20 protein-coding genes are annotated in these 23,949 nt (G+C 69.8%); 10 read left to right on the top strand and 10 right to left on the bottom strand.

The window, feature by feature from the left end; genetic code table 11:
• The 4 genes from MMF96_RS04880 to MMF96_RS04865 all read right to left on the bottom strand — a co-directional run bounded on the left by MMF96_RS04880 (window position 1) and on the right by MMF96_RS04865 (window position 3,670).
• Complete coding sequence (locus MMF96_RS04880; protein ID WP_256882744.1) at window positions 1-741, bottom strand: SGNH/GDSL hydrolase family protein; 741 nt, start codon at window positions 739-741, stop codon at window positions 1-3.
• A gap of 341 nt (window positions 742-1,082) precedes the next feature.
• Window positions 1,083-2,162, bottom strand: a complete 1,080-nt coding sequence (locus MMF96_RS04875; protein ID WP_256127694.1) for an adenylate/guanylate cyclase domain-containing protein — start codon at window positions 2,160-2,162, stop codon at window positions 1,083-1,085.
• On the bottom strand, window positions 2,146-2,772 hold the full coding sequence (locus tag MMF96_RS04870) for a PH domain-containing protein (RefSeq protein WP_176615559.1): 627 nt from the start codon (window positions 2,770-2,772) through the stop codon (window positions 2,146-2,148). The genes MMF96_RS04875 and MMF96_RS04870 overlap by 17 nt, the downstream gene beginning before the upstream one ends.
• Window positions 2,765-3,670 carry a biotin--[acetyl-CoA-carboxylase] ligase gene (locus MMF96_RS04865; protein WP_256882743.1) on the bottom strand — a complete coding sequence of 302 codons (906 nt, stop codon included), beginning with the start codon at window positions 3,668-3,670 and terminating at the stop codon, window positions 2,765-2,767. Before MMF96_RS04865 ends, MMF96_RS04870 begins: the two co-directional genes overlap by 8 nt.
• Window positions 3,671-3,893: 223 nt before the next feature.
• On the opposite strand from MMF96_RS04865, the gene MMF96_RS04860 reads away from it, so the two are divergent.
• Both MMF96_RS04860 and MMF96_RS19750 read left to right on the top strand, forming a co-directional pair.
• A complete protein-coding gene (locus MMF96_RS04860) occupies window positions 3,894-5,477 on the top strand; it encodes an acyl-CoA carboxylase subunit beta (protein WP_176615557.1) in 1,584 nt (527 codons plus the stop codon).
• A complete protein-coding gene (locus MMF96_RS19750; protein ID WP_309145216.1) occupies window positions 5,474-5,794 on the top strand; it encodes an acyl-CoA carboxylase subunit epsilon in 321 nt (106 codons plus the stop codon). Before MMF96_RS04860 ends, MMF96_RS19750 begins: the two co-directional genes overlap by 4 nt.
• Before the next feature lie 3 nt (window positions 5,795-5,797).
• On the opposite strand, the gene MMF96_RS19745 is transcribed toward MMF96_RS19750, so the two are convergent.
• Window positions 5,798-7,942 carry an FUSC family protein gene (locus MMF96_RS19745; RefSeq protein ID WP_309145215.1) on the bottom strand — a complete coding sequence of 715 codons (2,145 nt, stop codon included), beginning with the start codon at window positions 7,940-7,942 and terminating at the stop codon, window positions 5,798-5,800.
• A gap of 71 nt (window positions 7,943-8,013) precedes the next feature.
• On the opposite strand from MMF96_RS19745, the gene MMF96_RS04845 reads away from it, so the two are divergent.
• The gene (locus tag MMF96_RS04845) at window positions 8,014-9,738 is read left to right on the top strand and encodes a DUF885 domain-containing protein (RefSeq protein WP_256882742.1); all 1,725 of its coding nucleotides are present in this window, start codon (window positions 8,014-8,016) and stop codon (window positions 9,736-9,738) included.
• A 170-nt stretch (window positions 9,739-9,908) separates the two neighbouring features.
• Here MMF96_RS04845 and MMF96_RS04840 read toward each other — a convergent pair whose 3' ends face one another.
• Window positions 9,909-10,292, bottom strand: a complete 384-nt coding sequence (locus MMF96_RS04840) for an SDR family NAD(P)-dependent oxidoreductase (RefSeq protein ID WP_256882741.1) — start codon at window positions 10,290-10,292, stop codon at window positions 9,909-9,911.
• A 55-nt stretch (window positions 10,293-10,347) separates the two neighbouring features.
• Here MMF96_RS04840 and MMF96_RS04835 point away from each other — a divergent pair, with 55 nt between their 5' ends.
• The 4 genes from MMF96_RS04835 (at window position 10,348) to MMF96_RS04820 (ending at window position 15,546) form a co-directional block, all read left to right on the top strand.
• Complete coding sequence (locus MMF96_RS04835; protein ID WP_256882740.1) at window positions 10,348-10,560, top strand: hypothetical protein; 213 nt, start codon at window positions 10,348-10,350, stop codon at window positions 10,558-10,560.
• A 53-nt stretch (window positions 10,561-10,613) separates the two neighbouring features.
• The gene (locus MMF96_RS04830) at window positions 10,614-12,020 is read left to right on the top strand and encodes a dicarboxylate/amino acid:cation symporter (protein WP_256882739.1); all 1,407 of its coding nucleotides are present in this window, start codon (window positions 10,614-10,616) and stop codon (window positions 12,018-12,020) included.
• 160 nt (window positions 12,021-12,180) lie between these two features.
• The gene (locus MMF96_RS04825) at window positions 12,181-12,822 is read left to right on the top strand and encodes a TetR family transcriptional regulator (RefSeq protein WP_256882738.1); all 642 of its coding nucleotides are present in this window, start codon (window positions 12,181-12,183) and stop codon (window positions 12,820-12,822) included.
• A gap of 57 nt (window positions 12,823-12,879) precedes the next feature.
• Complete coding sequence (locus tag MMF96_RS04820) at window positions 12,880-15,546, top strand: MMPL family transporter (protein WP_256882737.1); 2,667 nt, start codon at window positions 12,880-12,882, stop codon at window positions 15,544-15,546.
• A 162-nt stretch (window positions 15,547-15,708) separates the two neighbouring features.
• Here the strand turns inward: MMF96_RS04820 and MMF96_RS04815 are convergent, their stop codons facing one another.
• The 3 genes from MMF96_RS04815 to MMF96_RS04805 all read right to left on the bottom strand — a co-directional run bounded on the left by MMF96_RS04815 (window position 15,709) and on the right by MMF96_RS04805 (window position 19,216).
• Window positions 15,709-16,407 carry a maleylpyruvate isomerase family mycothiol-dependent enzyme gene (locus MMF96_RS04815; protein ID WP_256882736.1) on the bottom strand — a complete coding sequence of 233 codons (699 nt, stop codon included), beginning with the start codon at window positions 16,405-16,407 and terminating at the stop codon, window positions 15,709-15,711.
• Window positions 16,408-16,508: 101 nt separating this feature from the next.
• On the bottom strand, window positions 16,509-17,060 hold the full coding sequence (locus tag MMF96_RS04810; RefSeq protein WP_176615548.1) for a TetR/AcrR family transcriptional regulator: 552 nt from the start codon (window positions 17,058-17,060) through the stop codon (window positions 16,509-16,511).
• Window positions 17,060-19,216 (bottom strand): MFS transporter, encoded by a 2,157-nt coding sequence (locus MMF96_RS04805; protein WP_256882735.1) that lies wholly within the window; start codon window positions 19,214-19,216, stop codon window positions 17,060-17,062. Before MMF96_RS04805 ends, MMF96_RS04810 begins: the two co-directional genes overlap by 1 nt.
• Before the next feature lie 110 nt (window positions 19,217-19,326).
• On the opposite strand from MMF96_RS04805, the gene MMF96_RS04800 reads away from it, so the two are divergent.
• The 3 genes from MMF96_RS04800 to MMF96_RS04790 are packed head-to-tail and all read left to right on the top strand — an operon-like array spanning window position 19,327 to window position 22,327.
• The gene (locus MMF96_RS04800; RefSeq protein ID WP_256882734.1) at window positions 19,327-19,950 is read left to right on the top strand and encodes a nucleoside triphosphate pyrophosphatase; all 624 of its coding nucleotides are present in this window, start codon (window positions 19,327-19,329) and stop codon (window positions 19,948-19,950) included.
• Between the two features lie 8 nt (window positions 19,951-19,958).
• Window positions 19,959-20,528 (top strand): transcriptional regulator, encoded by a 570-nt coding sequence (locus MMF96_RS04795; protein WP_306295706.1) that lies wholly within the window; start codon window positions 19,959-19,961, stop codon window positions 20,526-20,528.
• The gene (locus MMF96_RS04790; protein WP_256882732.1) at window positions 20,525-22,327 is read left to right on the top strand and encodes a biotin carboxylase N-terminal domain-containing protein; all 1,803 of its coding nucleotides are present in this window, start codon (window positions 20,525-20,527) and stop codon (window positions 22,325-22,327) included. Before MMF96_RS04795 ends, MMF96_RS04790 begins: the two co-directional genes overlap by 4 nt.
• 98 nt (window positions 22,328-22,425) lie before the next feature.
• Here MMF96_RS04790 and MMF96_RS04785 read toward each other — a convergent pair whose 3' ends face one another.
• Window positions 22,426-23,835, bottom strand: coding sequence for an MFS transporter (locus tag MMF96_RS04785; protein WP_256882731.1), 1,410 nt, complete (start codon window positions 23,833-23,835; stop codon window positions 22,426-22,428).
• Window positions 23,836-23,949 lie beyond the last annotated feature (114 nt).

The following is a 23,949-nucleotide window of genomic DNA, read 5'->3' as shown; positions in this document are numbered from 1 at the left end:
CTACCTGGCCTTGACCGTGGGGGCGGGCAGCGTTTCCACTGCCTCCTTGATGAGCTTTTCCAGCTGCGCCTGGAGGTACCGCTGCCCGGCCGCCGTCGGGTGGTCGCCGTCCGGCCCCACCAGTTCGGCCACCTTGCCGATGAACCAGCCCTGCTGGATCGGGTCCACAAACAACGCACCGGAGTCCGAGGCGGCCTGTTCCAGCGCATCCCTGACGTCAAGGCGTGCGGCCTCCGGCGCGCTGGTGTACGTGGGCGGCCCCACCACGAGTTCCACGGCGTGCGGGGACTTGGCCTTGACGGCGGCGTAGGCGGCACTCGCGGCCGCGGCAATGCCCGCCTTGGAATGGCCCATGTCATTTTCGGAGCCGAAGAACACCACCAGCTGCGTGTCTGCCGTGACGGCCTGCTGCACCTGGGCGCCAAAGGTTGAGTTGTTGTCCCCGACCGTCACGTAGCCGCTGCCGTTGTGGGAGACGTTGACGACGTCAAAGTTGTCGTCCGGATCCAAGGGTGCGGCGCTGATCAGGCTCGGCCAGGCGTCCTCGGCCGACGACCCGTAGCCGGTGCTGAAGGAATCGCCGACCACCACCACCTTGTGGGGCCTGGACGCCGTGGCGGCGGGGTTCGCGGCGGCGGCATTTCCCGGGTCCGCAACGCCTTCGCAGCCGGCGAGCGCCAGGATGGCCGCCAGGGCCAGCCAGGGCAGCACGCCCCAACGCACCCACCGCCTGCGGTCCATCACACGTCCATGCATCCCTGCCGCCCTTCTGCCTGCGCTTGCCCCGGTTGTCCGGCGGGTCATGGTCCGCACCGGCACGAAGGCCGGCCGGACCCCAGCCTATGCGGGCCACCTTGGCGTTTGCCGAAGAAACGCCACCGGGCCTGCCGGTTCCCCCGCCCGGATTCGGCGGTGCAGCTGAGGCGGGTTGGGCCCCGTGCCCGGATTCGGCGGTGCAGCTGAGGCGGGTTGACGGGGGTCCAGGCCACCGAAGCTGCACCGCCGATCCCGAAGCCCGCCGCGGGGCGGATTCCAGCCCGCCTTATCTGCACCATCGAACCCCAGCGAACCCCAGGGCGGGTCTAGTCGACCACGATCCCCTGGCCCAGTCCGCGCTGGAGCAGCACCGGGGAAATCTCGCCAAAGCCGCGGACATGTTCCATGGGCAGTTCGGTGAGAATGAAGCGGTCGTCGCCGGCGAGCGCCGTGGCCGTGACCGAGTCGATCAGCACGGTGCCGGGCTCGGCCAGTGACGTGAGCCGGGCCGCCAGGTTCACCGTGGGGCCGTAGATGTCGCCCAGCCGGGAAAGCACGCGCCCCCACACCATGGCCACGCGTGCCTCCGGCAGGAAGTCGTCCGCGGCCATGGCCTCGGCCAGCGCGAGCGAGATCTGGGCACCGGCCACGGGGGTCTCGCAGTTGAACAGCACTTCGTCACCGATGGTTTTCACCAGCCGGCCGCCGCCCACGCTGATGATTTCCGCACAGATGTTCTCAAAGCGCTGGACCAGCTTGGCCAGCGTCTTTTCGTTCATGCGCCGGGACAGGGAGGTGTAGCTGACCAGGTCGGCGAAGCCCACGGCACGGGCCAGCGGCAGCGGGGTGTCGTCCTCGTCGCCTTCGCGGCCGAGCGCACTTTCCGCCAGCCCTTCCGCGGCACGGACGGCCAGCCGCTGGATGCCGGCATTGAGCTGGCGCCGGTACGAATACACCAGCAGCTTCTCCAGCGGCTCGATCAGGTTCGGCAGCTCGGACACCACGGCACGCCGGGCCTCGGCATCACTGACGCCATGTTCGGCCACCAGGTCCTCCACGAGGGCCTCGATCTGCCACACGGCCATGCGGTCCGTCATCTGCCCGATGGAACGGGTGACCGAGATGGCGGTTTCCTCGGTCAGCAGGCCCTCACGGACCATGTTGACCACCGTGTTCAGGGCTTCCTGGTCGCGCTGGGTGAAGGCGACGTCGTCGTCCCCCAGGTTGGGAAAGCCCATGGCACGCCAGATCTTGCGTGCGGACAGCAGCGACACGCCCGCGCCGGCGGCCACGGCACGCCGCTTAAGCGTGCGTTCGCCACCCAAAAGCTGCGTTTCAAGGGCCTTCGTCTGACTCCGTGAGGCGGGCGCGAGCAGCGGCACGGGCGGGTCAATTGTCTCTTCCAAGCCTGCGCAGCTCCTTCCCAGTCAAGTGTCTTCTCATGCCGTCCTCATCGGAGCCAACTTCATCAGCGTAGTACCCCGCACCCGGAGCTTGCTGAAAGGACGCCCGGAGCAATTGTGTCCAGACCCGGTGCGTGTGGTTGCGGAATTCCTGGATGTGCGGCACGTCGTGCACGGTCCGCACGCCCCCGGCCACGAGGTGGAACTGCAGGTCCCCCGCGCCGACCACGCGCTGGCGCAGCCTTTGGCGCATGTCCAGGCTCTCCACCCGGGCCAGGTAGTAGTCTTCCTGCTGGCGCCGCAGCCGGCCACGCCGCACCACCACCCGCTGGCTGGTCAGCACATAGCTGGTGTTCGCCCACCGGACCACGCGGCGCAGCGGGTAGCCCACCAGCAGCAGCACCGCGGCCGTCAGCAGCAGCACGATGGCCGGCTGGCGAAGCTGGGGCACATCGGGCGCCCAGGCGTAAAACTGCGCAGGCTGCAACTTTGCCAGTCCCGCGGAAGCCGCCATGACCAGCACCAGCCCGACCGTTATGGGCCAGACCAGGATCCGCGAATGGGGCCGGCACACGAGCTGGACCTGTTCCCCGTCCGCCAGCCATTTACGCATAGCCCACACCGCCGTCGTGCCCGGTGCGGCGCAGGTGCACCACGTCACCGGCACTGACGGCATGCAGCACCCCGCCGGCGTCGCGCAGCTGCAATTCCCCGGCCGCGCCGATCCCCACGGCCGTGCCGTAGAGCATCCGTCCCCCGGGAAGCTCCGCCCGCACGTCCGTGCCCAGCGTCGACATCAGGGCCGATGCCATGGCATGGATGGATTCGCCGCCGGCCAGGGGGCGCAGCACGTCGCCGCCCACGGCCACCAGCCCGCGGTACAGCCCGGCCAGGCGCACGAGGTAGGCGGGCAGCAGGACGTTGCGGTCCACCACGGCCCCGGTTTCCAGTTCCAGCGACGTGGCCGTCTCCACCGGCAGCTCCGCCCGCTGCTGGCTGATGTTCACGCCCACCCCCACCACGACGGCGGCGCCCGCCCGGCCGGCGCCGGGCGCCACGAGCTGGGCGAGGATGCCGGCCAGCTTGCGGCCGTTGAGCAGGACGTCGTTGGGCCACTTGAGGACGGCGCTGGCGCCCGTCTCGGCGGCCACGGCCTGGCACAGGGCAATCCCGGCCACCACCGACAGCCAGGCGTGGCCGGCCGGATCGAAGGCGGGGGCGCCCGGGTGCGCGGCGGCGTCGGAGGGGCGGAACAGCACGCTGGAGATCATGGCCGCCCCGGCCGGAACTTCCCACGTACGGTCCAGGCGGCCCTTGCCGGCCACCTGCGAATTGGCGGCCAGGACGCTCAGGTCCGGCCAGGCGGCAGGGTCTGCCACGGCCGCGGCGGCGAGGTCAACGTTGGTGGAGCCGGTTTCGGCCACCACGTCGGCCCGGCGGAACGGGCCGCGGGGGGCCGTCAGTGCAGAAATGAGCGCAACGTCGTCCAGGGTGGGAAAGGTGCGGCTCATGAAAACAATCCTATCCGGCACGGCGGCCACACCGGCGCCGCAGCGCGCCCCATGGCCCGCGGCGCCCCGGCGGTAGGGGAACCGGCATTCGCCACGGCCGACTTTGTAGGATCTCTACACAGGCACCGGCTGTATCCGTCACTAGACTGACAGTAGTGTTTGCCCTTTTGTGCAGTTCCTACTTAAGGGAGAGCAAGCTGCCACCTATCGAGCCGGAGTACACATGAGCCACGACCTTTCGACAACAGCAGGCAAAATTGCCGATTTCCGTGACCGGCTGGCCCAGGCCGCGGTGCCGTCCGGCGAGGCGGCGGTGGAGAAGCAGCACGCCAAGGGCAAGCACACGGCCCGTGAGCGCATCGACCTGCTCCTGGACCCGGACTCCTTTGTGGAATTCGACGCCCTCGCCGTGCACCGCTCGCACGCCTTTGGCATGGAAAAGAAGAAGCCCCTCGGCGACGGCGTGGTCTCCGGCTACGGCACCGTGGACGGGCGCCTGGTGGCCGTGTACAGCCAGGACTTCAGCGTCTACGGCGGCTCGCTGAGCCAGGTCAACGGCGAAAAGATCGTCAAGGTCCAGGAATTCGCGCTGCGCAACGGCTGCCCGGTGGTGGGCATCAACGACGGCGGCGGCGCCCGCATCCAGGAAGGCGTGGCCTCCCTGGCCATGTTCGCGGACATCTTCCGCAACAACGTGCACGCATCCGGCGTCGTGCCCCAGATCTCCCTCATCATGGGCCCCTGCGCCGGCGGTGCGGCCTACTCCCCCGCGCTGACCGACTACGTGGTCATGGTGGACAAGACCTCCCACATGTTCATCACCGGCCCGGACGTCATCAAGGCGGTCACGGGCGAGGACGTGGACATGGAGACCCTCGGCGGCGCGCGCCAGCACAACGCCAACACCGGCACCTCCACCTACCTGGCCACCGACGAGGCCGATGCCATTGAGTTTGTCCGCGAGCTGCTGGACTTCCTGCCCTCGAACAACCTGGCCGAGGCCCCCGTCACCGAGCACGACCAGGAGTTGGAGCCCGACGACGGCGACCTCGCCCTGGATGCGCTGGTCCCGGACTCCGCCAACCACCCCTACGACATGCACGCCGTGATCGAGCAGATCCTGGACGACGGCCATTTCCTGGAGATGCAGGCCCTCTACGCGCCAAACGTGATGATCGGCTACGGCCGGATCGAGGGGCACACGGTGGGCATCGTGGCGAACCAGCCGCTGCAGTTCGCCGGCACCCTGGACATTGCCGCCTCGGAAAAGGCCGCACGCTTTGTGCGCCACTGCGACGCGTTCAACGTCCCCATCATCACCCTCGTGGACGTGCCCGGCTTCCTGCCGGGCAAGGACCAGGAATTCCAGGGCATCATCCGCCGCGGCGCCAAGCTGCTCTACGCCTACGCCGAGGCCACCGTGCCGAAGCTGACGGTCATCACGCGCAAGGCCTACGGCGGCGCGTACATCGTCATGGGCTCCAAGAAACTCGGCGCCGACCTGAACCTGGCCTGGCCCACCGCCCAGATCGGCGTCATGGGAGCCCAGGGCGCCGTGAACATCCTCTACCGCCGCGACCTGGCCGCCGTGGCGGCCGACGGCGGCGACGTCGAGGCCCGCCGCGCGGAGATTGTGCGCGGCTACGAGGAAGAGCTGCTCAACCCCTACCAGGCTGCCGAGCTGGGCTATGTTGACGCCGTCATCGCCCCGTCCGACACCCGCATCCAGCTCATCAAGGGCCTGCGCGCCCTCCGCGACAAGCGGGCCAGCCTGCCCGCCAAGAAGCATGGGAACATCCCGCTGTGACGAACGAAGCAGGCAAGCCGGCTGAGCCCCCGGTGATTGGGCTTGCCGAAATCCAGGCGGCGGCCGGGTCTCGACAGGCTCGACAGGCTCGACCGGCGGCGGCCAACGCCCGACCGGCGGCGGAGCCGCTGCTCACGGTGACCCGCGGCGAGCCGACGGCCGAGGAACTGGCGGCGGTGACCGCCGTCGTCCTGGCCCTGCAGGGAAGCGCCGTGCGCGAAAAGGCCAAGCCCGCCACCCAGCCCTGGGCCCGGCGCGCCCAGCTGCACCTGCCGCCGCGCCCCGGGGCCGGTTCCTGGCGGCGTTCGGCCCGCTAAATGTCAGGCGGCCGGGGCCTTTTGGCGGGCGCCGCGCTCCTTGAGCAGGTGGACCATCGTGTCCAGGGAGTTGGCGATCCTGTCCGCCGCGTCCAGCACGGCCAGCTGCACCGTTTCGGCCTGGACCGGGTCCCGTTCCATGGTGTCCCGCAACGCCAGGTAGGAATTGCGCAGGGCCACGGCGCCGCGGGCAGGGCCTCCCGAGGCCACCGCCGCCTCGCAGGCTTCCAGCGTGGTGGCGCAGTCGGCGATGAAGGGCGCCAGCTGGCGCATCAGCCCCTCCACCGGCTGCCGGCCGGCCCGGAGCGAGAGCCGGGCGGCGTCGACCACCATGGCGGCCTGGACCAGCAGGTGGCTTTGGACCAGGACGCCCTCGCCCGTGAAAAGCGCGGCCTGCCCCGCCACGGGTTCGGCCTGCGTGCGCTCCAGCGACGCCTGCGCGTTGGACCGGGCCAGGCGTGCGCTGACGCGGGCGGCGTCGATCCGTTCCTTGTTGGGCGCAGGGTCCGTGATGGCCACGAGGTAGCGCCGGTAGGCCGACAGCAGCTCGGCGATCCGGGCCGGCAAATAACCCCTCTCCCAGGCCGGCCACACCACGGTGGCGGCCACCGCCAGGATGCCGGCCACGGCCGTGTCCAGCAGGCGCGGCACGGCCACCGAGGCCGCCGGAATCCCGGCCAGGTCCAGCAGCGCCACCAGGTACGCCGCGGTCCAGATGCCCATGAAGAACGCGTTGGGCGCCCCGGAGAGCCGGACCCCGAAGACAAAGAGGACAATCAGGGCCACGATGGCGTACAGGTTTCCGTGGCCCAGCAAATACGTGGCGGCGGTGCCGACGCCCAGCCCCACGAACGTGCCGGCCAGCCGGGAGCTGGTGCGGTGCAGGGTGGCGGCAAAGTCCGGGCGCAGCAGCAACAGCACCATCAGCGGAATCCAGTACCCCCGGTCGCTGCCGGGCAGCATCCGCGCCAGCCAGTCCGTGGCCGTCACGAGCACCGTCAGCCGGATGGCGTGCCGCGCCACGGCGGAGTCCAGCCGCAGGTTGGCCCGCAGGATGTGCAGCGGCGCCTGCAGCGAGATCCGCACCCCGCCCACCCGGCTGGCCCTTTCTTCCACCCGGCCCTCCACCGCGCCGGGCGTGACCATGCGGGCGCAGGCACGCAGCTGCCCGGCCAGCGCCCGGGCATGCAGCGAGGCAAAGCGGCCCGTGGGTGAGTCCGGGTGCCGGTCCATGACGTCCCGCAGCCGGGCTGCCGCCTCCGCCACCTTGGCCAGGGAGCCATCCTCGAACACGGCGCCCTTGCGCAGCGCGGCGGACACCCCTTCCAGCGCCAGGCCGGCTTCGCGCAGGAGGCGGCGGACGGCGTCGTACGGCCCTGCCTTCCCGGCGCGGTCAAAGCGCTCCAGGCAGTAGCCCAGCGCCATGACCTCCAGCCGGATCCGCTCACCTTCATCCAGCAGTCCGCGGTAGGACATCATGCTGGGGCCGTGCCCGTGGCCGAACCCGGTGATGGTGGCCCGGGCCTTCTCCAGCAGCACGCCGGCGCCGGGGGCCGTCATCTTGGGATGTTCCGAACGGGTGCGCCCGGCCAGCCCGGCGTAGAGGTCGGCCAGGACGGCCCGTTCGGGGGCATGGCGGTGCAGCGGCCAGCCGGCGAGCGCCAGCAGGCTCTGCACCAGCCCGGCCGCGGCCACCACGGCGGCGACCTGCAGGGCGGCGGCCGGTGGCAGCGGAAAGCGGTTGAGCACAATCGCCACGGCCGTGGCCGCGATCCCCACCTGCGCCACGTTGATGCCGAGCGAAAGCAGCATCCCGGTGGTGAAGGCAAACACGGCCACCAGCAGCAGCGACAGGGGCACCGAACGGCCGCACAGCACCGACAGCCCGCCGCCGATCCCCACGGCCGCGGACGTCCCGCCCATCCTGGCCAGCCGGAGTCGGTAGCTGCCCGGACGGTCGGCGAAGGAGGCAAAGAGGGCGCCGACAGCGCCAAACACGGCCATCGGGACGTTGCCGAGCGCCACGCCCAGGAGCAGCGGAATGGCGACCCCGAAGGCGTTGCGCGCCGCAACCACGGGGTCGGACTGGGAAAAATCGAGCCGCAGCGACTTCCTGAACATCACTGCCACTGCCTGGAGGCCGGACACGAAACCCAGTATGTCAGCACCGGTGGCGGCTGGACGGCAGGCCCGCCGAAACGGGCCTGTAGGCTCGGGGCATGACACCTGATCCGACCCGCCTGGCCCGACCGGCCAGCGCCATTGACGACGCCGCCAACGCCTACACCGCGAAGCTGCTGGAACTCGATCCGGGCTTCGCCACGGAGCTGGGGATGGCCGGCCGGGAGACCGAGTACCGGGACTTTTCCCCGGCCGGGTTCGACGCGCAGGCCGCCGCCGCACGCGACGCCCTGGACAGCCTTTCCGCCCTGGCACCGGTGGACGGCGTCGACGCCGTGACCCTGCACGCCATGCGCGAACGCCTGGGCCTGGCCTTGGAAACCCTGGAGACCGGCTGGCCGCTGGCGGAGCTGAACAACATCGCCTCCCCGGCCCAGGGCATCCGCGCCACCTTCGACCTCATGCCCACGGCCACCACGGCCCACTGGGAGCACATTTCCGGCCGGCTCGCCAACGTCCCGGCCGCCGTGGACGGCTACATCGCCTCGCTGAGGGCCGGCGCCGCGCGGGGCCTGGTCTCCGCACGCCGGCAGGTGGCCGCCGTCATCGGGCAGTGCGAACGCCACGCCGCCGCGGACGGCTTTTTCACCAGGCTGGCCGCCGATGCGTCGCTTTCCCCGGACGCGGTGGAGGCCGGCACGGGCGACGCCGGCACCTCCCTCCCGGAGGACCTCGCCGCGGCGCTGGCCGCCAACGCCGCGCTGGCCCGGGGCGCCTACGGCACCCTGGTCGCCTTTCTGCGCCAGGAGCTCCTCCCCCAGGCCCCGGCACGGGACGCCGTGGGCCGGGAACGTTATGCATTGGCGTCGCGGGAATTCCTGGGCTCCGCCGTCGACCTGGAGGAAACGTATGCCTGGGGCGTGGCGGAACTGGACCGGATCATCGCCGAGCAGGAGGCCGTTGCGGACCGGATCCGCCCCGGCGCCTCCATCGGGGAGGCCAAGGCGCTGCTCAATGCCGACCCGGCCCGCCGGATCCAGGGGACTGCGGCGCTGACCGGGTGGATGCAGCAAAAGTCCGACGCCGCCGTGGCCGCCCTGGCCGGAACGCACTTCGACATCCCGGAGATCATGCGCACCCTTGAATGCCGGATCGCGCCCACGCAGGACGGCGGCATCTATTACACCGGCCCGTCCGAGGACTTCTCCCGGCCGGGGCGCATGTGGTGGTCGGTGCCCGAGGGCGAGGACACGTTCACCACCTGGGCCGAAACCACCACGGTCTACCACGAGGGCGTGCCCGGGCACCACCTGCAGATCGCCACGGCCACCTACCAGAGCGGGCTGCTCAACGACTGGCGGCGCAACGTCTGCTGGGTGTCCGGGCACGGCGAGGGCTGGGCGCTGTACGCCGAACGGCTCATGGACCAGCTGGGTTTCCTGGCCGATCCGGGCGACAGGATGGGCATGCTGGACGCCCAGCGCATGCGGGCGGCGCGGGTGGTCTTTGACATTGGCGTGCACCTGGAACTGGCGGTCCCGGAGCGGTGGGGCTCCGGCACCTGGACCGCGGACGCCGGGCTGGAGTTCCTGCGCAAGAACCTGGACATCTCCGCCGGCCAGCTCGACTTTGAATTCAACCGCTACCTCGGCTGGCCGGGGCAGGCGCCGTCGTACAAGATCGGCCAGCGGCTGTGGGAGGAGATCCGCGACGTCCGCGCCGAACGGGACGGCGCCGCCTTTTCGCTGCGTGGCTTCCACACCCAGGCGCTGAACGTGGGCTCCGTGGGGCTCGACACGCTCAAGGCCGCGCTGCTGGGCTAGGGCGTGGGCGCTGGCGGTGGACTTGTCCATGGGGCAAGACCCGGGTCAAGTTGTGCCCCGGGGGTACCGGGGGCACAACCGAGCCCGGGTTGTGCCCCAGCAACCTTTGCGCAAAACCCGCATCGGGCCCGATGCCCGGTACTGCCGATGCGCGCATTGCGGTGGTGCTTTTAGCTACGGCGGACTCCGTGGATCGCGAACGCCGGCCGCGGTCGACGGGCAGGACGGTGCCGGTGACAAAGCCGGACTGCGCCGAGCACAACCACACGGCCGCCGAACTTCGCCGCCACGTTGCCGGCGAGCCCGCTGACGCCCTGCTCACCGGCGGTGGAGGACATGTTGACGATGGCGCCGCCGTCGGCGTTGTGCTGCATGAGCCGCAGCTGATGCTTCAGGCACAGGAACACGCCCCGGAGATCCACGTCGAGGGCGCTGTCAAACTCGGCCGCGTCCCAGTGGGCGGGGTGGGGGCCTGCCGCCGTCGGACAAGTTGTTGACGGCGGCGTCGAGCCGGCCGCGGCGCTGTTCACGGGCAGCAGCACGGACCGCCGCAACTGCGAACTGCACCTGACCGATGCCGGACGGGAGTTGCCGGCCAGGCTGCGCACCGTGGCAAAGGACCACGAGGCGCGGCTGACCGCACCCCTGACGGCAGCCCAGCGCGACGAACCGGCCCGCCTGCCCACCCTGCTGGCCAGGGGCAGCGGCCTGGACACGGAGGCGCACCGGGACTCGGCTGCACGACGGCGCCGCCCCGGCGGCCCGCCCGTCGCGCGCAAACAACGTGCCGAGGGCGTAACAAAGGCGAATTCACAGGTGTAACACAGGGAAACACAAATTATCGGGTGCTATTGTGCCGCGCCTACCGTTGACCCATGACTTCCACCGCCAGCACCCCGAAGGTGTCCCGCCTGCCCCGCTGGGCCGGCAACTTCGGCATCCAAATCATTGCGGGCCTCATCGCCGGCCTCATCCTGGGCCTCGTGGCCCGCAACCTGGGCGGCGACCCCGAGACCAGCCCCAACGCCCTCACCGCCACGCTGACCGTCATCGGCTCCAGCTACGTCTCGCTGCTCAAGGCGGCCGTGGTCCCCCTCGTGTTCACCGCCGTCGTCTCCTCGATCGCGAACCTGCGCCAGGTGACCAACGCGGCCCGCCTGGCATGGAACACGCTGCTTTGGTTTGCCATCACCTCGCTGATCGCCGTGAGCATCGGGATTGTGCTGGGCCTGGTCTTCCAGCCCGGCGCCGGCACCGGCCAGGCCGCGCCGAAGGGCTACGACGGCAAGACCGGCGACTGGTGGGCGTTCCTCACCGGCCTGATTCCGTCGAACTTCATGGGCCTGGCGGCCTCCACCAAGGCCGGCGACGGCGGAGACCTCGCCACGAGCGTGAACTTCAACGTCCTGCAGGTGCTGGTCATCGCCATTGCCATCGGCATTGCGGCGCTGAAGGTCGGCAAGGCCGCCGAGCCGTTCCTGAAGCTGAACGGCTCCGCCCTCGCCGTGATCCAGAAGGTGCTGTGGTGGATCATCCGCCTGGCCCCGCTGGGCACGGTGGGCCTGATCGGCAAGGCCGTCTCCACCTACGGCTGGACCACCATCGGCGCCCTCGGCAAGTTCTCCATTGCCATCTACGTGGGCCTGGCCCTGGTCCTGTTCGTGGTCTACCCGATCCTGGTCAAGTCCCACGAGCTGTCCATCAAGCAGTACTACTCCGGCGCCTGGCCCGCCATCTCGCTGGGTTTCGTTTCCCGCTCCTCGATCGGCACGCTGCCGCTGACGGAGCGCGTGACCGAGCGCAACCTGGGTGTGCCGCGGGCCTATGCCTCCTTCGCCGTGCCGCTGGGGGCCACCACCAAGATGGACGGCTGCGCCGCGGTCTACCCGGCCGTTGCCGCCATCTTCGTGGCCCAGTTCTTCGGCATCCACCTGGACTTCGGCCAGTACCTGCTCATCGTGCTGGTTTCCGTGCTGGGCTCGGCCGCGACGGCAGGCACCACGGGCGCCGTCGTGATGCTCACCCTGACGCTGTCCACGCTGGGACTGCCGCTGGCCGGCGTCGGGCTCCTGCTGGCCGTTGACCCGATCCTGGACATGGGCCGCACCGCCGTCAACGTGGCGGGGCAGGCACTCGTGCCCACCATCGTCGCCAGGCGCCAGGGCATCCTCGACGAGGGGCTGTACAACGCGCCCCGCAATGGCACCCCGTTTGCCGACGACAGCTCCGAGGCGTCCGACGCCGGTCTTCCCGGCTCCCCGCGCGAGCTCGCCAACGCCTAAGGCCGCCCACGGCCCAGGCTGCCACAATAGCCCCCGGCGCGAACCATTTCGGTTCGCCCGGGGGCTTTTTTGCGTGGGTCGCGGCGGGCTGCCGGACGGGAGGGCCCGGACCGGAAACCTTAACTTGCATTCAGTGCAAACTTGCACTTAGTGTAGGAACGTGACACATTCCGCTGCAGTCCCCGCCCAGGCCACCGTGCCTGCCCCCACCTCCCGCCGCGAACTGAACAAGGCCGCCACGCGCGAGGCCATTGCCGGCGCCACCCTGGCCTTCCTGCGCGCCAAGTCGCTCAGCGAGTTCACGGTGGACGACGTCGCCGCCGCCGCCGGCGTGTCCCGGCGCACCTTCTTCAACTACTTCTCCTCCGTGGAGGCGGCCGTCGCCAGCTTCACCCAGAACTACCTCGACACCGTGATCGCCGAACTGGAGTCCCGCCCCGCCGACGAGCCAATCCTGGAATCGGCCGGGCACGCCCTCTCCGCCGTGGACAGCGCCGCCGACCTGGCCATGCTGGCCGAAACGTTCGCCCTGACCCAGGACCCCCAGCTGGGCAGGTTCCAGCTGCAGGCCTGGGAGGAATGCAGCAGCAAGATTGCCGACGTCGCCCGCCACCGCCTGCCACCCGCCACGGACGAGCTCTACATCCAGGCCCTCGTGGGCGCCGTCGTCGGCAGCTGCAAGGCGGCGTTCGGCGTGTGGTTCCAGGAACACGGCAGCGACATCTCCCCCGCCTCCCTGGCGCACCTGCGGGAGCTGCTGGGCACCACCATTTCCCTGGTCCGCAACGGATTCAACAACTAGGTTTTCACCCCGGCCCGCACCCTGCCCGCGCCGGCCATCCAACTCGAAGGACGCAACATGGCTCTCTGGCTCTACCGGCTTGGCCGCTTTTCCGCACACCGCGCGTGGCTGGTGATCGTCGCGTGGGCGCTCATCACGGCCCTGGTGGGCGGCGCCGCGGCGCTGTTCATGGGCACCATGAGCAACAACTTCCAAATTCCGGGCACCGAGACGCAGCAGATGGCGGACAAGCTCAAGGCCGACCTCCCCGAGGCGTCCGGCGGCTCCGGCACGGTGGTTTTCACCAGCACCGACGGCCGGACATTCACGCCCGCCCAGGAAAAGGCCATCTCCACCACCCTCGCCACGGCCCTGTCCGTACCCACCGTCAAGGGCGTGATCGACCCGTTCCAGACCATGGCCGCCCTGAAGGAATCGCAGGCGAAACTGGCCGAGGGCGCCAAGGCGCTTGGCGCCGGCGAGGCCCAGCTGGCCGACGCGAAAAAGACGCTTGACGCGTCCGCCGCGCAGCTTGCCGCCGGCCGGGCCCGGCTCAGTGCCGGGCAGGCGCAGCTGGACGCCCAACAGGCCCAGGCCGCCGCACTGCCGGCCGGGTCCCCGCAGGCCGCCGCCGCCTCCGCCCAGATCGCCGCCGCGCAGGCCCAGCTGGACGCGAACAAGGCGCAGCTGACGGCCGGCCAGGAGCAGCTGTCCGCCGGCCAGGCCAAGTATGGCGCCTCCGCCAAGGAACTGGCCGCGAAGAAAACGGAACTCGCCACCGGCCGGCGCTCGGCCGAGGCGGCCTCCGGGCTGAAGTTCGTCTCCGACAACGGCAAGGCCGCGATTGGCCAGGTGCAGTTTTCCGAGTCGATGAACGCCGTCACGCCGGCCAACCGGCAGCTGTTGCAGGAGAAGCTGAACACCCTGAAGTCCAGCGGCGTGACCGTGGACTACAGCAAGGACATCACCGAGGACGTCTCGGCCCTGTTCGGCACGGCCGAAGTGGTGGGCATTGCCGTTGCCGCCGCCGTGCTGGTCATCATGCTCGGCACCCTGGTTGCCGCGGGCCTGCCCCTGGTCATGGCACTGGTCGGCGTCGGCATCGGCGTGGGCGGGACCATGGCGCTGACCGGCGTCATCGAAATGTCCTCCATCTCCCCCATGCTGGCCCTGATGCTGGGCCTGGCCGTCGGCATCGACTACTCGCTGTTCATTGTCAACCGCCACCGCCAGCAGCTGCTCGCCGGCATGGAAATGCGTGAATCGATCGCCAAGGCCACCGGAACCTCCGGCAACGCCGTCCTGTTCGCCGGCCTGACCGTCGTCATCGCCCTGGCAGCCCTCTCCGTGTCCGGGCTGCCGTTCCTGACCGTCCTGGGCCTGGCCGCGGCCGCCACCGTCGCCGTCGCGGTGCTCATCGCGCTGTCCCTCACCCCCGCCATCCTTTCCCTCATGGGCCGGCGCGTGATCTCCCGGCGCACCTGGGCCAAGCATGCGGCCGCGGAGAAGCTGCGCGCCGCCGACGGCCTGTCCGCCACCGATGCCGCCGCCCGCGACGACGCCGTGGACGTGTCCCGCAGCGGGCGCGGCTGGGGCGGGCTGGTCACCCGGCACCCGGTCATCTCCCTGGTCACCGCCGTGCTGGCCCTGGCCGTGGTCGCCATCCCGGCGGCCGGCCTGCGCCTGGCCCTGCCCGACGGCGGGTCCGAACCGGTCGACTCCAGCGCCTACAAGGCGTACACCATCACCGGCGCCAACTTCGGCGAAGGCATGAACGGGCCCATCATCGTGGTCGGCTCGCTGCCGGCCGGCCTGGACCAGCAAAGCGCCACCGCGCTGAACCTGGACGTGGCCGACCAGCTGCGCAGGGTCCCCAACGTCCAGGCCGCCATCCCCGTCGCGGTGAGCAAGAACCTGCGCACGGCCGTCTACCAGGTCATCCCCGCCGAGGGACCGGCCAGCGCCAGCACGGTCCAGGTGGTCCATGACCTGCGCAGCGAGGGTGCCGCCATCAAGGCCGCCAGCCATGTCAGCATCGGGCTGACGGGCCAGACGGCGGCAAACGTCGATGTCTCGGCCAAGCTGGGCGCGGCGCTGCCGCCCTACCTGGCCATCGTCGTCGGACTGTCCCTGATCCTGCTGATCCTGGTGTTCCGCTCGATCCTGGTGCCCGTCCTGGCGACGACCGGCTTCCTGCTGTCCCTCGTGGCAGCCTTCGGCGGCGTGGTGGCGGTCTACCAGTGGGGCTGGCTGGGCAGCATCTTTGACGTGGCCAACCCCAGCGCCGTGCTCAGCTTCCTGCCCATCATCCTGATCGGCGTCCTGTTTGGCCTGGCCATGGACTACCAGGTGTTCATCGCCTCCGGCATGCGTGAGGCTTTCGTCCACGGCCAGTCCGCCAAGCAGGCCGTCCGGACCGGGTTCCGGCATGCGGCGCCCGTGGTCACGGCCGCAGCCATCATCATGACCAGCGTGTTCTCCGGGTTTATCTTCTCCCACCTGACCATGGTGCGCCCGCTCGGCTTCGCGCTGGCCTTCGGTGTGCTGGTCGATGCGTTCGTGGTCCGCATGACCATCATCCCCGCCGCGATGCACCTTTTGGGCAAGTCGGCCTGGTGGATCCCGAAGTGGCTGGACAGGATCCTGCCGGATGTGGATGTGGAAGGGGCCAAGCTGGTGTCGCTGGCTGAAACCGGTGGCGCCGGGGCCCGGGTTTCCGAAACGGAGCCCGCCGCGGCGCGCTGAGCCGGATCGATGGTGCAGCCGGATCGATGGTGCAGCTAATGCGGGCCGACAACTGATCTGCCCGCATTAGCTGCACCGCCGGTTTCGTACCGGGGCCGGATTCGGGGCCGGATTCCGGACCATGGCCGTATTCGGGGGCGGATCGGCCCGGCGCAGCAGCTCCTACCAGGCGGGGAGCACGGGTAGCGGACCGTCAGCATCCAGGTTGCCGGCGGCGCCGCGGGCCAGCCATTCGAGCATTCCTTCGCGGTCGGAGGAAACCCGCAGGGCGCCGTCGCCGACCACCCATTCCTCGCCTTCTTCCGTGGTCAGGGTCATCCCCGGCGCACCCTTGGCACGCATGGTGCGGACGGCGGCCTCGACGGCGTTGAGCACCGAGTCGGGATCGGCCTCGGCGATGGTCCAGGCGGTGTCCAGGTCGTGGTGGTGGACCACGACTTCGGCAATGCGCAGCGCAACGATGGAGGTTGCCGGAATCTTTTTGCCGTGCAAGTCCACTTCCTCGACCGCCAGCTCCCCTTCCAGCCGCTTGGCCTGCTCGGCAAAGAATTGGGCGGACTCGCGCAGCCTGCCCAGCAGTTCCACGCGGGGCAGGGCGGCAAGTTCGGCGATCTCCTGCGCCCGTGCCTCGCTTGAGGCGTAGAGCTGCTGCGGCTCGCCCGAGGTGGCCCAGTCAATGAGCTTGGCGATGGCGTGGCCGTTCGAGGTGATGTGGGCAATGACATCCGCCCGTGTCCACCCGGCGCAGAGGGACGGGGCCGTCATCTCGGCGTCGGACAACGTCTCGACGGTGGCCATGAACATCTCGGTTTCCCGGCCAAGGCGGGACAAGTCAGGGTACAGGCGTGCGGAATTATCCATGTGCCCACCCTATCCAATGACCCGAGCCGGCGGCAGGCGGGCGGCGCCGCCGATTCATACCAAAATAGTTCCGATCCGGACGCCGCTGCGGCGGCGGGCCATCACTCCCCCGCAGGCTCGTCGACGATCCCCTGGATGATGGCGCCGTAGTGCTGGATGAGTTCCTCCTCCGCAATGTCGCTCCCGTCCAGCAGGCCCAACACGCGGATGCCGGCGCCCAGGCCCATGACCACGCACACCACCAGCTGTGACTTTTGCCGTGCCGGCGAGGTGTCGCCGATCTGCGCGGCCATCCAGCTGGTGTACCGCTCCCGGAGTTCGGCCCGGGCCGCCTCCTGGTCGGGGGCGTCCTGTACCAGCAGCGGCACCATGGACCACGGCTCCGGTTCGCCCTGCCGGCGCCGGCGCAGGATCCTGCGGACCAGCGCAAACCCCAGCGGCTCGTCGAACTCCGTCACGACGTCGGAGCTGGGGACTTCAGGGGCGGCGGCGGCATAAAGCTTGGCCTTGCTGCCCATGACCTTCATGACCATGGCCGGCGAGTATCCGGCGAGCGCGGCCACGTCCTTGACGGTAACCGCCGTGTAGCCGCGCTCGCCAAACAGCTGCCGCGCAGCGTGGATGACCGCCTCCCGCGTGCTGGGCCGGGCCATCAGGCGCCCGCCCGGGCACCGGCTGCCATGGCCGGTTCCGGGCTGCCGCCCAGGTCCAGGTCCACCACGGCCGACCGCGACGACAGGGACAGCTGCATGGACAGGCTGCGCAGGCCTTCAGGCTCCAGGCCCGTGAGGATGTACCTGCCGGCGGCGGGCAGCGGGACCTCGTACCGTCCCTGGGCGTCGCTGAACGTGGACATGACGAATTCCCCGCTCGCCTTGGTCAGCGTGACCAGGGCGTGGTCCAGCGGGAGGCCGCCGTCCACCACCGTGCCGGACAGCGTCAGCCGGAGCGTGAGCTCGATGTCCTCCGTGCTGGAGGAGTCGGCAAAGTCCAGGACGCGGGAGCTGGGGGCCCAGCTGTCGGCGCTGGAGACAATCAGGTAGCGCCCGGACGCCGGCAGGACCAGCGAGTAGCGGCCGGCGTTGTCCGCCCGGCTCCAGTCCGCGGGTTCGCCGTTCGTGTGCAGGGCGTTGACCACGGCCTGGCGGATGGGGGTGCCCCCGGCGCCCACCACGGTCCCGCTGACCACGATCTCGCTTTTCTCCCCCGCTTCCCGTCCGTCCGCCGCGGCGACAGGGTGGGCGACGGCGGCCGGGAGCCCTGCGGCGCGGGCCGCACCGGCGGCACCCGCCGGGGCACCGGCGTCGTACATCCCGGTGGACGTTCCGCCGGCCAGCCCCGGGGCCGTCTGGACGCGCGGGATGAACACGGAGACGCCGATGGAGAGCAGGGCCGCAATGGCCGCGTACCAGAACACTTCCTTGAACGCGTTCTCGGTGGGCAGCGCGAGGGGGCCCACATGGACCACGGCCGAGGTCAGCACGGCCCCGACGACGGCGGACATGGTGGAGGTGCCGACGGCGCGCAGCAGCGAGTTCAGTCCGTTCGCGGACGCGGTTTCCGTGATCGGCACCGAGCGCATGATCAGGGTCGGCATGGCGGCGTAGGCAATGGCCGTGCCCATGCTGACCACCGTGGCGCCGAGGATCACCATCCACACCTCGCCGGTCAAGAAGACGCGCGCCACGTAGGAGACGGCCAGCACCAAAGAGCCGGCGATCAGCGTGATCTTGGCGCCGTACCGCTTGGTGATCGCCGCCGAGACCGGGGCCAGGGCCACCATGGCCAGGCCGGAGGGGATCATGCAGAGCCCGGCCACCACCACGCTGAGGCCGAAGCCGTAGCCGCCCACGCCCGGCAGTTGGAGCTGCTGGGTGGTGCTGAGCATGTTCGCGTACATGGAAAAGCCGACCAGGATCGAGGCGATGTTGGTCAGCAGCACGGGCTTGCGGGCGGAGGTGCGCAGGTCCACCATCGGCTGGCTGACGCGCAGTTCGTAGGGGAACCAGAGGGCCAGGAACACCACGGTGCCGATGAACAGCAGGATCACCGGCTCGCTGGTCCAGCCCCATTCCCCGCCCTTGGAGATGGCCAGCAGCAGCGCGGTCAGGGCGGCCGTCAGCAGTGCCGCGCCGACGGCGTCGAACTTTCCGCGTGTGCGCACGGCCGATTCAGGCACGATGGCCACCACGGCCACGATGAGCAGCACCCCGATGCCGGCGGAGATCCAGAAGATGGCCTGCCAGCCCAGGGATTCGTAGATCACCCCGGCCAGCGGCAGGCCCAGTGCGCTGCCGATCCCGAGCGTGGCGCTCATGAGGGCGACGGCGGAGGCGACCTTTTCACGCGGCAGTTCGTCGCGCATGATGCTGATGCCGACGGGAATGAGGGAGGCGGCCAGGCCCTGGAAGCCGCGGCCGATCAGCAGCATCACGAACGATCCGCCGGCCGCCGCGATGACCGAACCAACCACCATCGTCACCATGGCCACCACCATCATGCGCCGCTTGCCGAACATGTCCGCGAGCCGGGAAATGATGGGCGTGGCAATGGCGCTGGTGAGCAGGGTGACGGTGACGAGCCAGGAGGCGTTGTCCGCCGAGGTATGCAGGATTTGGGGAAAGTCCGGCAGCAGCGGCACCACCATGGTCTGCTGGAGGGCCACCACGGTTCCGGCCAGGCACAGGATGGTGATGACGAGCGAGGTGCGCTTGGGGGCGGCCGCCTTGCGCGGGGTTTTGCGGGAGGTCCTTCCGGCGGTCCTTCCGGAGGGGCTGGGTTCTTCACTGACGGCCAGGTGGGACGGCACAGGCTTCCTTCACGGGTTGGGGGATTGGTGAACGCGCATTCACCAATCCAGTGAACCACCGTTCACCACGTGCCGTCAAACCGTCCCGCGGCGCCATTTAGGCTGGAGCCATGACTTCCTCCCTCATCCTGGCCTCCGCTTCCCCCGCCCGCACCAAGCTTCTGGCCGACGCCGGCATTGCCCACCGCGTGCTCGTCTCCGACGTCGACGAGGACGCTGCGACGGCCGCCGCAGGGCCGCTCTCCCCTGCCGCGACGGCGCTGCTGCTGGCCCGGGCGAAGGCCGAAGCCGTGGCAGCCGCGGCCCCCGGCGGCCTGGTGCTGGGCTGTGATTCCGTCTTTGAGCTGGACGGCGCGGCCTACGGAAAGCCCTGGGAGCCGGAGGTGGCCCGCGGGCGCTGGCGGCAGATGCGCGGCCGCTCCGGCATCCTCCACACCGGCCACTGGCTCGTTTCGGCCCGGCCCGCCACGGACCGCGCCGGCGCCCCGGCCGGGCGCGGGGAGGTCACCAGCGCCGTGGTCAAGTTTGAGGACATCTCGGACGCGGAGATCGAGGCCTACGTGGCCACCGGCGAGCCGCTGCAGGTGGCCGGCGCGTTCACGATCGACGGCCTGGCCGGCGCGTTCATTTCCGGCGTCGAGGGTGATCCGCACACCGTGGTGGGCCTGTCCATTTCCACGCTGCGCCGGCTCATGGCGCAGGCCGGGGTGTCCATCACCGACTTCTGGGCCTGAACCGCCCATTGCTGCGCCCGGCCCGGCCGTCACTTTCGCGCAGGGCACAACTCGCCGCAGGTTGTGCCCCGGGAGCACCTGGGGCACAACTGGCCGCGGGTTGTGCCCCGGGGCCGCCTGGGCACGCCCGCCACGAGATCAGTGGGGTCCTGCACCAGCCCGTCAGGTTGTCCATTGCGGCGGCCCTGGCGCACACCGAATCCATGGATTTCAGGGACCTCCGCATCGCCATCCAGGTCGGCTCCGTCTCGGGCAAGCAGTTGCCCCACCTGGAGCATGCCGGATTTGTCAAGATCAATAAGGCGTTCGTGGGCAAGTTCCCCCGCGCCTCCGTCACGCCCACTCCAGCCGGGCAGGTGGCCTGGTCACAGCACCTGGACACGCGGCGACGGATTGCCGGCGGCCAAGTGTTCCCGTGTGCGCCGCCGTCGCACCGGGCAGGAACGGCTACCCGGAATGACCATTTTGTAGGAACCCCACAAAACACGGCCGCTTCACACGCCGAAACGCCATGGTGCATGGGCCAAACCCTCACAATCAGGCTAGGCTCACTGAAGAATAGAAGGAGTCTCGTGTGACCAACTCACAGCCGGCGGGCGCAAGCCTGCTCCGCAAAGTCCTGATCGCCAACCGCGGCGAAATTGCCGTCCGCATCATCCGGGCGGCCCGCGACGAGGGCATCGCCTCCGTGGCTGTGTACGCTGACCCGGACCGGGAGGCCCTGCACGTGCGCATGGCCGACGAGGCCTTCGCCCTCGGCGGCACCACGGCTGCGGAGTCCTACCTCGTCATGGACAAGATCCTGGACGTGGCCCGCCGTTCCGGCGCCGACTCCGTCCACCCCGGCTACGGCTTCCTGGCCGAAAACGCCGAGTTCGCCCAAAGGGTCATCGACGCCGGCCTGGTCTGGATCGGCCCGCCGCCGGCGGCCATCGATTCCCTGGGCGACAAGGTCAAGGCCCGCCACATCGCCGAAAAGGTGGGCGCACCCCTGGTCCCGGGCACCAAGGATCCCGTGGAATCCACCCAGGAAGTCCTCGACTTCGCCGACGAATTCGGCCTGCCCCTGGCCATCAAGGCCGCCTACGGCGGCGGCGGGCGCGGCATCAAGGTGGTCCGGGACCGCGAGGAAATCCCCGAACTGTACGAATCCGCCGTGCGCGAGGCCGTCGCGGCGTTTGGCCGCGGCGAGTGCTTTGTGGAGCGCTTCCTCGATGCACCCCGCCACGTGGAGACCCAGTGCCTGGCGGACGCGTCGGGCAACGTCGTCGTGGTGTCCACGAGGGACTGCTCGCTGCAGCGCCGGAACCAAAAGCTCGTGGAGGAGGCCCCGGCCCCGTTCCTGTCCGGGGACCAGAACCGCCGGCTGTACGAAGCGTCCAAGGCGATCCTGAAGGAGGCCGGCTACATTGGCGCCGGGACCTGTGAGTTCCTGGTGGGCACGGACGGCACCATCTCCTTCCTGGAGGTCAACACGCGCCTGCAGGTGGAACACACCATCTCCGAGGAAGTCTCCGGGATCGACCTGGTGCGCGAGCAGTTCCGCATTGCCCGCGGCGAGGACCTCGGCTACGGCGACCCCGAAGTCCGCGGCCACTCCTTTGAATTCCGCATCAACGGCGAGGACCCGGGCCGCGGCTTCATGCCGGCACCGGGCACGGTCACCAGCATGGCGCTGCCCACGGGCCCCGGCGTGCGCGTCGACTCCGGCATCACCGTGGGCGAGGTGGTCAGCGGCAACTTCGACTCCATGCTCGCCAAGCTGATCGTCACCGGCGCCACGCGCGAACAGGCCCTGCAGCGGTCCGCCCGCGCCCTTGCCGAAATGGAGATCGGCGGCATGCCCACCGTGCTGCCGTTCGACCGCGCCGTGGTGGTGGACCCCGCCTTCGCCCCCGCCGGCGGCGCCCCGTTCACCATCCACACCCGGTGGATCGAGTCCGAATTCAGCAACAACATCCCCGCCTTTGGCCCCGCCTCCGCCGGTGGTTCCGCGGACGACGCCGGCACGCGCCAGAGCGTGACCGTCGAGGTGGGCGGCAAACGGCTTGAGGTGACGCTGCCGGCGTCGTTCTCCGTGGGGGGCGGCTCGGGCGCAGCCGCGGCCAAGAAGGCCAAGAAGGCCGGCCGCAACCGCACCGCCGGCCCGGCCGCCGCCAACGGCAACGCCCTGACCTCGCCCATGCAGGGCACCATCGTCAAGGTGGCCGTGGCGGACGGCGACGTGGTGGCCGAGGGCGACTTGATCGTGGTCCTGGAGGCCATGAAGATGGAGCAGCCGCTCACCGCACACCGCGCCGGCACCGTGACCGGGCTCAGCGCGGCCGCCGGGGACACCGTCTCCGCCGGCGCCGTCCTGGCCACCATCGAGGACTAGCCCCCTTAACCCCCAACTGGGTCGCAGTTGTTACCGAAATCGCCCCGAAAACCGGGCAAAAACGGTAACAACTGCGACCCAGTTGCGTAGGGCGGGGGTCAGCTGACGTTGGAGACGTACTCCAGGTCGCGGGTTTCCTTCATGACCAGGAGGGCGATCAGTGTCAGCACGCCCATGGCCGAAAGGTACAGGCCCACCAGCACGGTGCTGCCGCCGGCCGACTGCCACAGGGCCACCGACACGAACGGTGCCAGCGCCGCGCCGAGGATGCTGGAGAGGTTGTAGCTGACGGCCGAGCCGGTGTAGCGCACGTTCGTGGGGAACAGCTCCGGCAGCAGCGCACCCATCGGCCCAAAGGTGAGACCCATGAGGGTGAAGCCGATGATCAGCAGGGCCATGACGCCCACGGTGCCCGCGCCGAACAGCGGCACAAACGTGAAACCGAAGACGATGATCGCCACGGTGACCCACAGCAGCATCTTGCGGCGGCCGTGTTTTTCCGCCAGCGGGCCCGCCACCAGCGTGAAGATGCCAAAGAACACCACGCCGACGATGAGCATGATCAGGAACTCGTTGCGGCCATACCCGAGCCCGGCCACGAAGTTGTTGATGGCGTCCGGCGTCATGGTCTTCCCGGCGGCAGCGGCCTTGGCCTTGGCAGCCTCCAGCGTGGCCGGTGCGGTCCCGTAGGAGAGCGTGAAGGTGGTCATGAGGTAGAAGACCACGTACGTGGCCAGCATGACGAAGGTGCCCAGGACCAGCGGGCGCCAGCTCGTCTTGAACACGCGTCCCACGGGGAGCTTGGTGATCTCGCCCTGGTCGATGACCTTTTGGAAGGCGGGGGTTTCCACGAGCTTCAGGCGGACCCACAGTCCGATGATGACCATCACGGCGCTGAGCAGGAACGGGATGCGCCAGCCCCAGGCCGTGAACTGGGCGGTGCTCAGCCCGAAGCTCATGCCCAGGAACAGGGCGTTGGCCAGGATAAAGCCGATGGGGGCGCCCATCTGCGGGAAGGTGCCCCAGATGGCGCGCTTGCCCGCGGGGGCGTTTTCGGTGGCCAGCAGTGCGGCGCCGCTCCACTCCCCGCCCAGGGCCAGGCCCTGCATGAAGCGCATGACCACCAGCAGTGCCGGCGCCCAGAACGTCCAGCCGGGCACGAGTGCGGTGGGCAGGCAGCCGATCAGGAACGTCGCGACGCCCATGGTCAGCAGCGACGCCACGAGGGTGCCCTTGCGGCCCACCTTGTCGCCAAAGTGGCCGAAGATGATGGAGCCCAGCGGGCGGGCCACAAAGGCCACGCCGAAGATGGCGAAGGAGCTCAGCAGCTGCGTCGTGGCGTCGGCGTTGGGGAAGAACAGTGCCGGGAAGACCAGCACGGCAGCCGTGGCGTAAACATAGAAGTCGTAAAACTCGATCGTGGTGCCGATCAGGCTGGCCACGATCACGCGGCCGCGCGAGTTGGCCGTGGGAACCGCGATGGTTTCCGCGGTTGAGGGGGTGCTCATAAAAGTGACTTTCGGATGGATCCTGTGCGGGCGCTGCGGGCCGCACAAGGACCCCACCCACACCCTTGTTCCTTGATCCTATCCAATCCTGTCCAAGCAATGGACAATCCATCT

Source organism: Arthrobacter sp. STN4 (genome assembly GCF_024539665.1).
Lineage (GTDB): Bacteria > Actinomycetota > Actinomycetes > Actinomycetales > Micrococcaceae > Specibacter.
The sequence above is the reverse complement of the archived record's forward strand: the minus strand, read 5'-3'. Positions and strand labels throughout refer to the sequence as shown.

Coding starts and splice junctions, on each gene's coding strand:
- MMF96_RS04830 (WP_256882739.1), top strand. CDS start 10,614: ATGACTTCCACCGCCAGCACCCCGAAGGTGTCCCGCCTGCCCCGCTGG.
- MMF96_RS04785 (WP_256882731.1), bottom strand. CDS start 23,835: ATGAGCACCCCCTCAACCGCGGAAACCATCGCGGTTCCCACGGCCAAC.
- MMF96_RS04800 (WP_256882734.1), top strand. CDS start 19,327: ATGACTTCCTCCCTCATCCTGGCCTCCGCTTCCCCCGCCCGCACCAAG.
- MMF96_RS04820 (WP_256882737.1), top strand. CDS start 12,880: ATGGCTCTCTGGCTCTACCGGCTTGGCCGCTTTTCCGCACACCGCGCG.
- MMF96_RS04860 (WP_176615557.1), top strand. CDS start 3,894: ATGAGCCACGACCTTTCGACAACAGCAGGCAAAATTGCCGATTTCCGT.
- MMF96_RS04870 (WP_176615559.1), bottom strand. CDS start 2,772: ATGCGTAAATGGCTGGCGGACGGGGAACAGGTCCAGCTCGTGTGCCGG.
- MMF96_RS04845 (WP_256882742.1), top strand. CDS start 8,014: ATGACACCTGATCCGACCCGCCTGGCCCGACCGGCCAGCGCCATTGAC.
- MMF96_RS04865 (WP_256882743.1), bottom strand. CDS start 3,670: ATGAGCCGCACCTTTCCCACCCTGGACGACGTTGCGCTCATTTCTGCA.
- MMF96_RS04815 (WP_256882736.1), bottom strand. CDS start 16,407: ATGGATAATTCCGCACGCCTGTACCCTGACTTGTCCCGCCTTGGCCGG.
- MMF96_RS04810 (WP_176615548.1), bottom strand. CDS start 17,060: ATGGCCCGGCCCAGCACGCGGGAGGCGGTCATCCACGCTGCGCGGCAG.
- MMF96_RS04880 (WP_256882744.1), bottom strand. CDS start 741: ATGGACCGCAGGCGGTGGGTGCGTTGGGGCGTGCTGCCCTGGCTGGCC.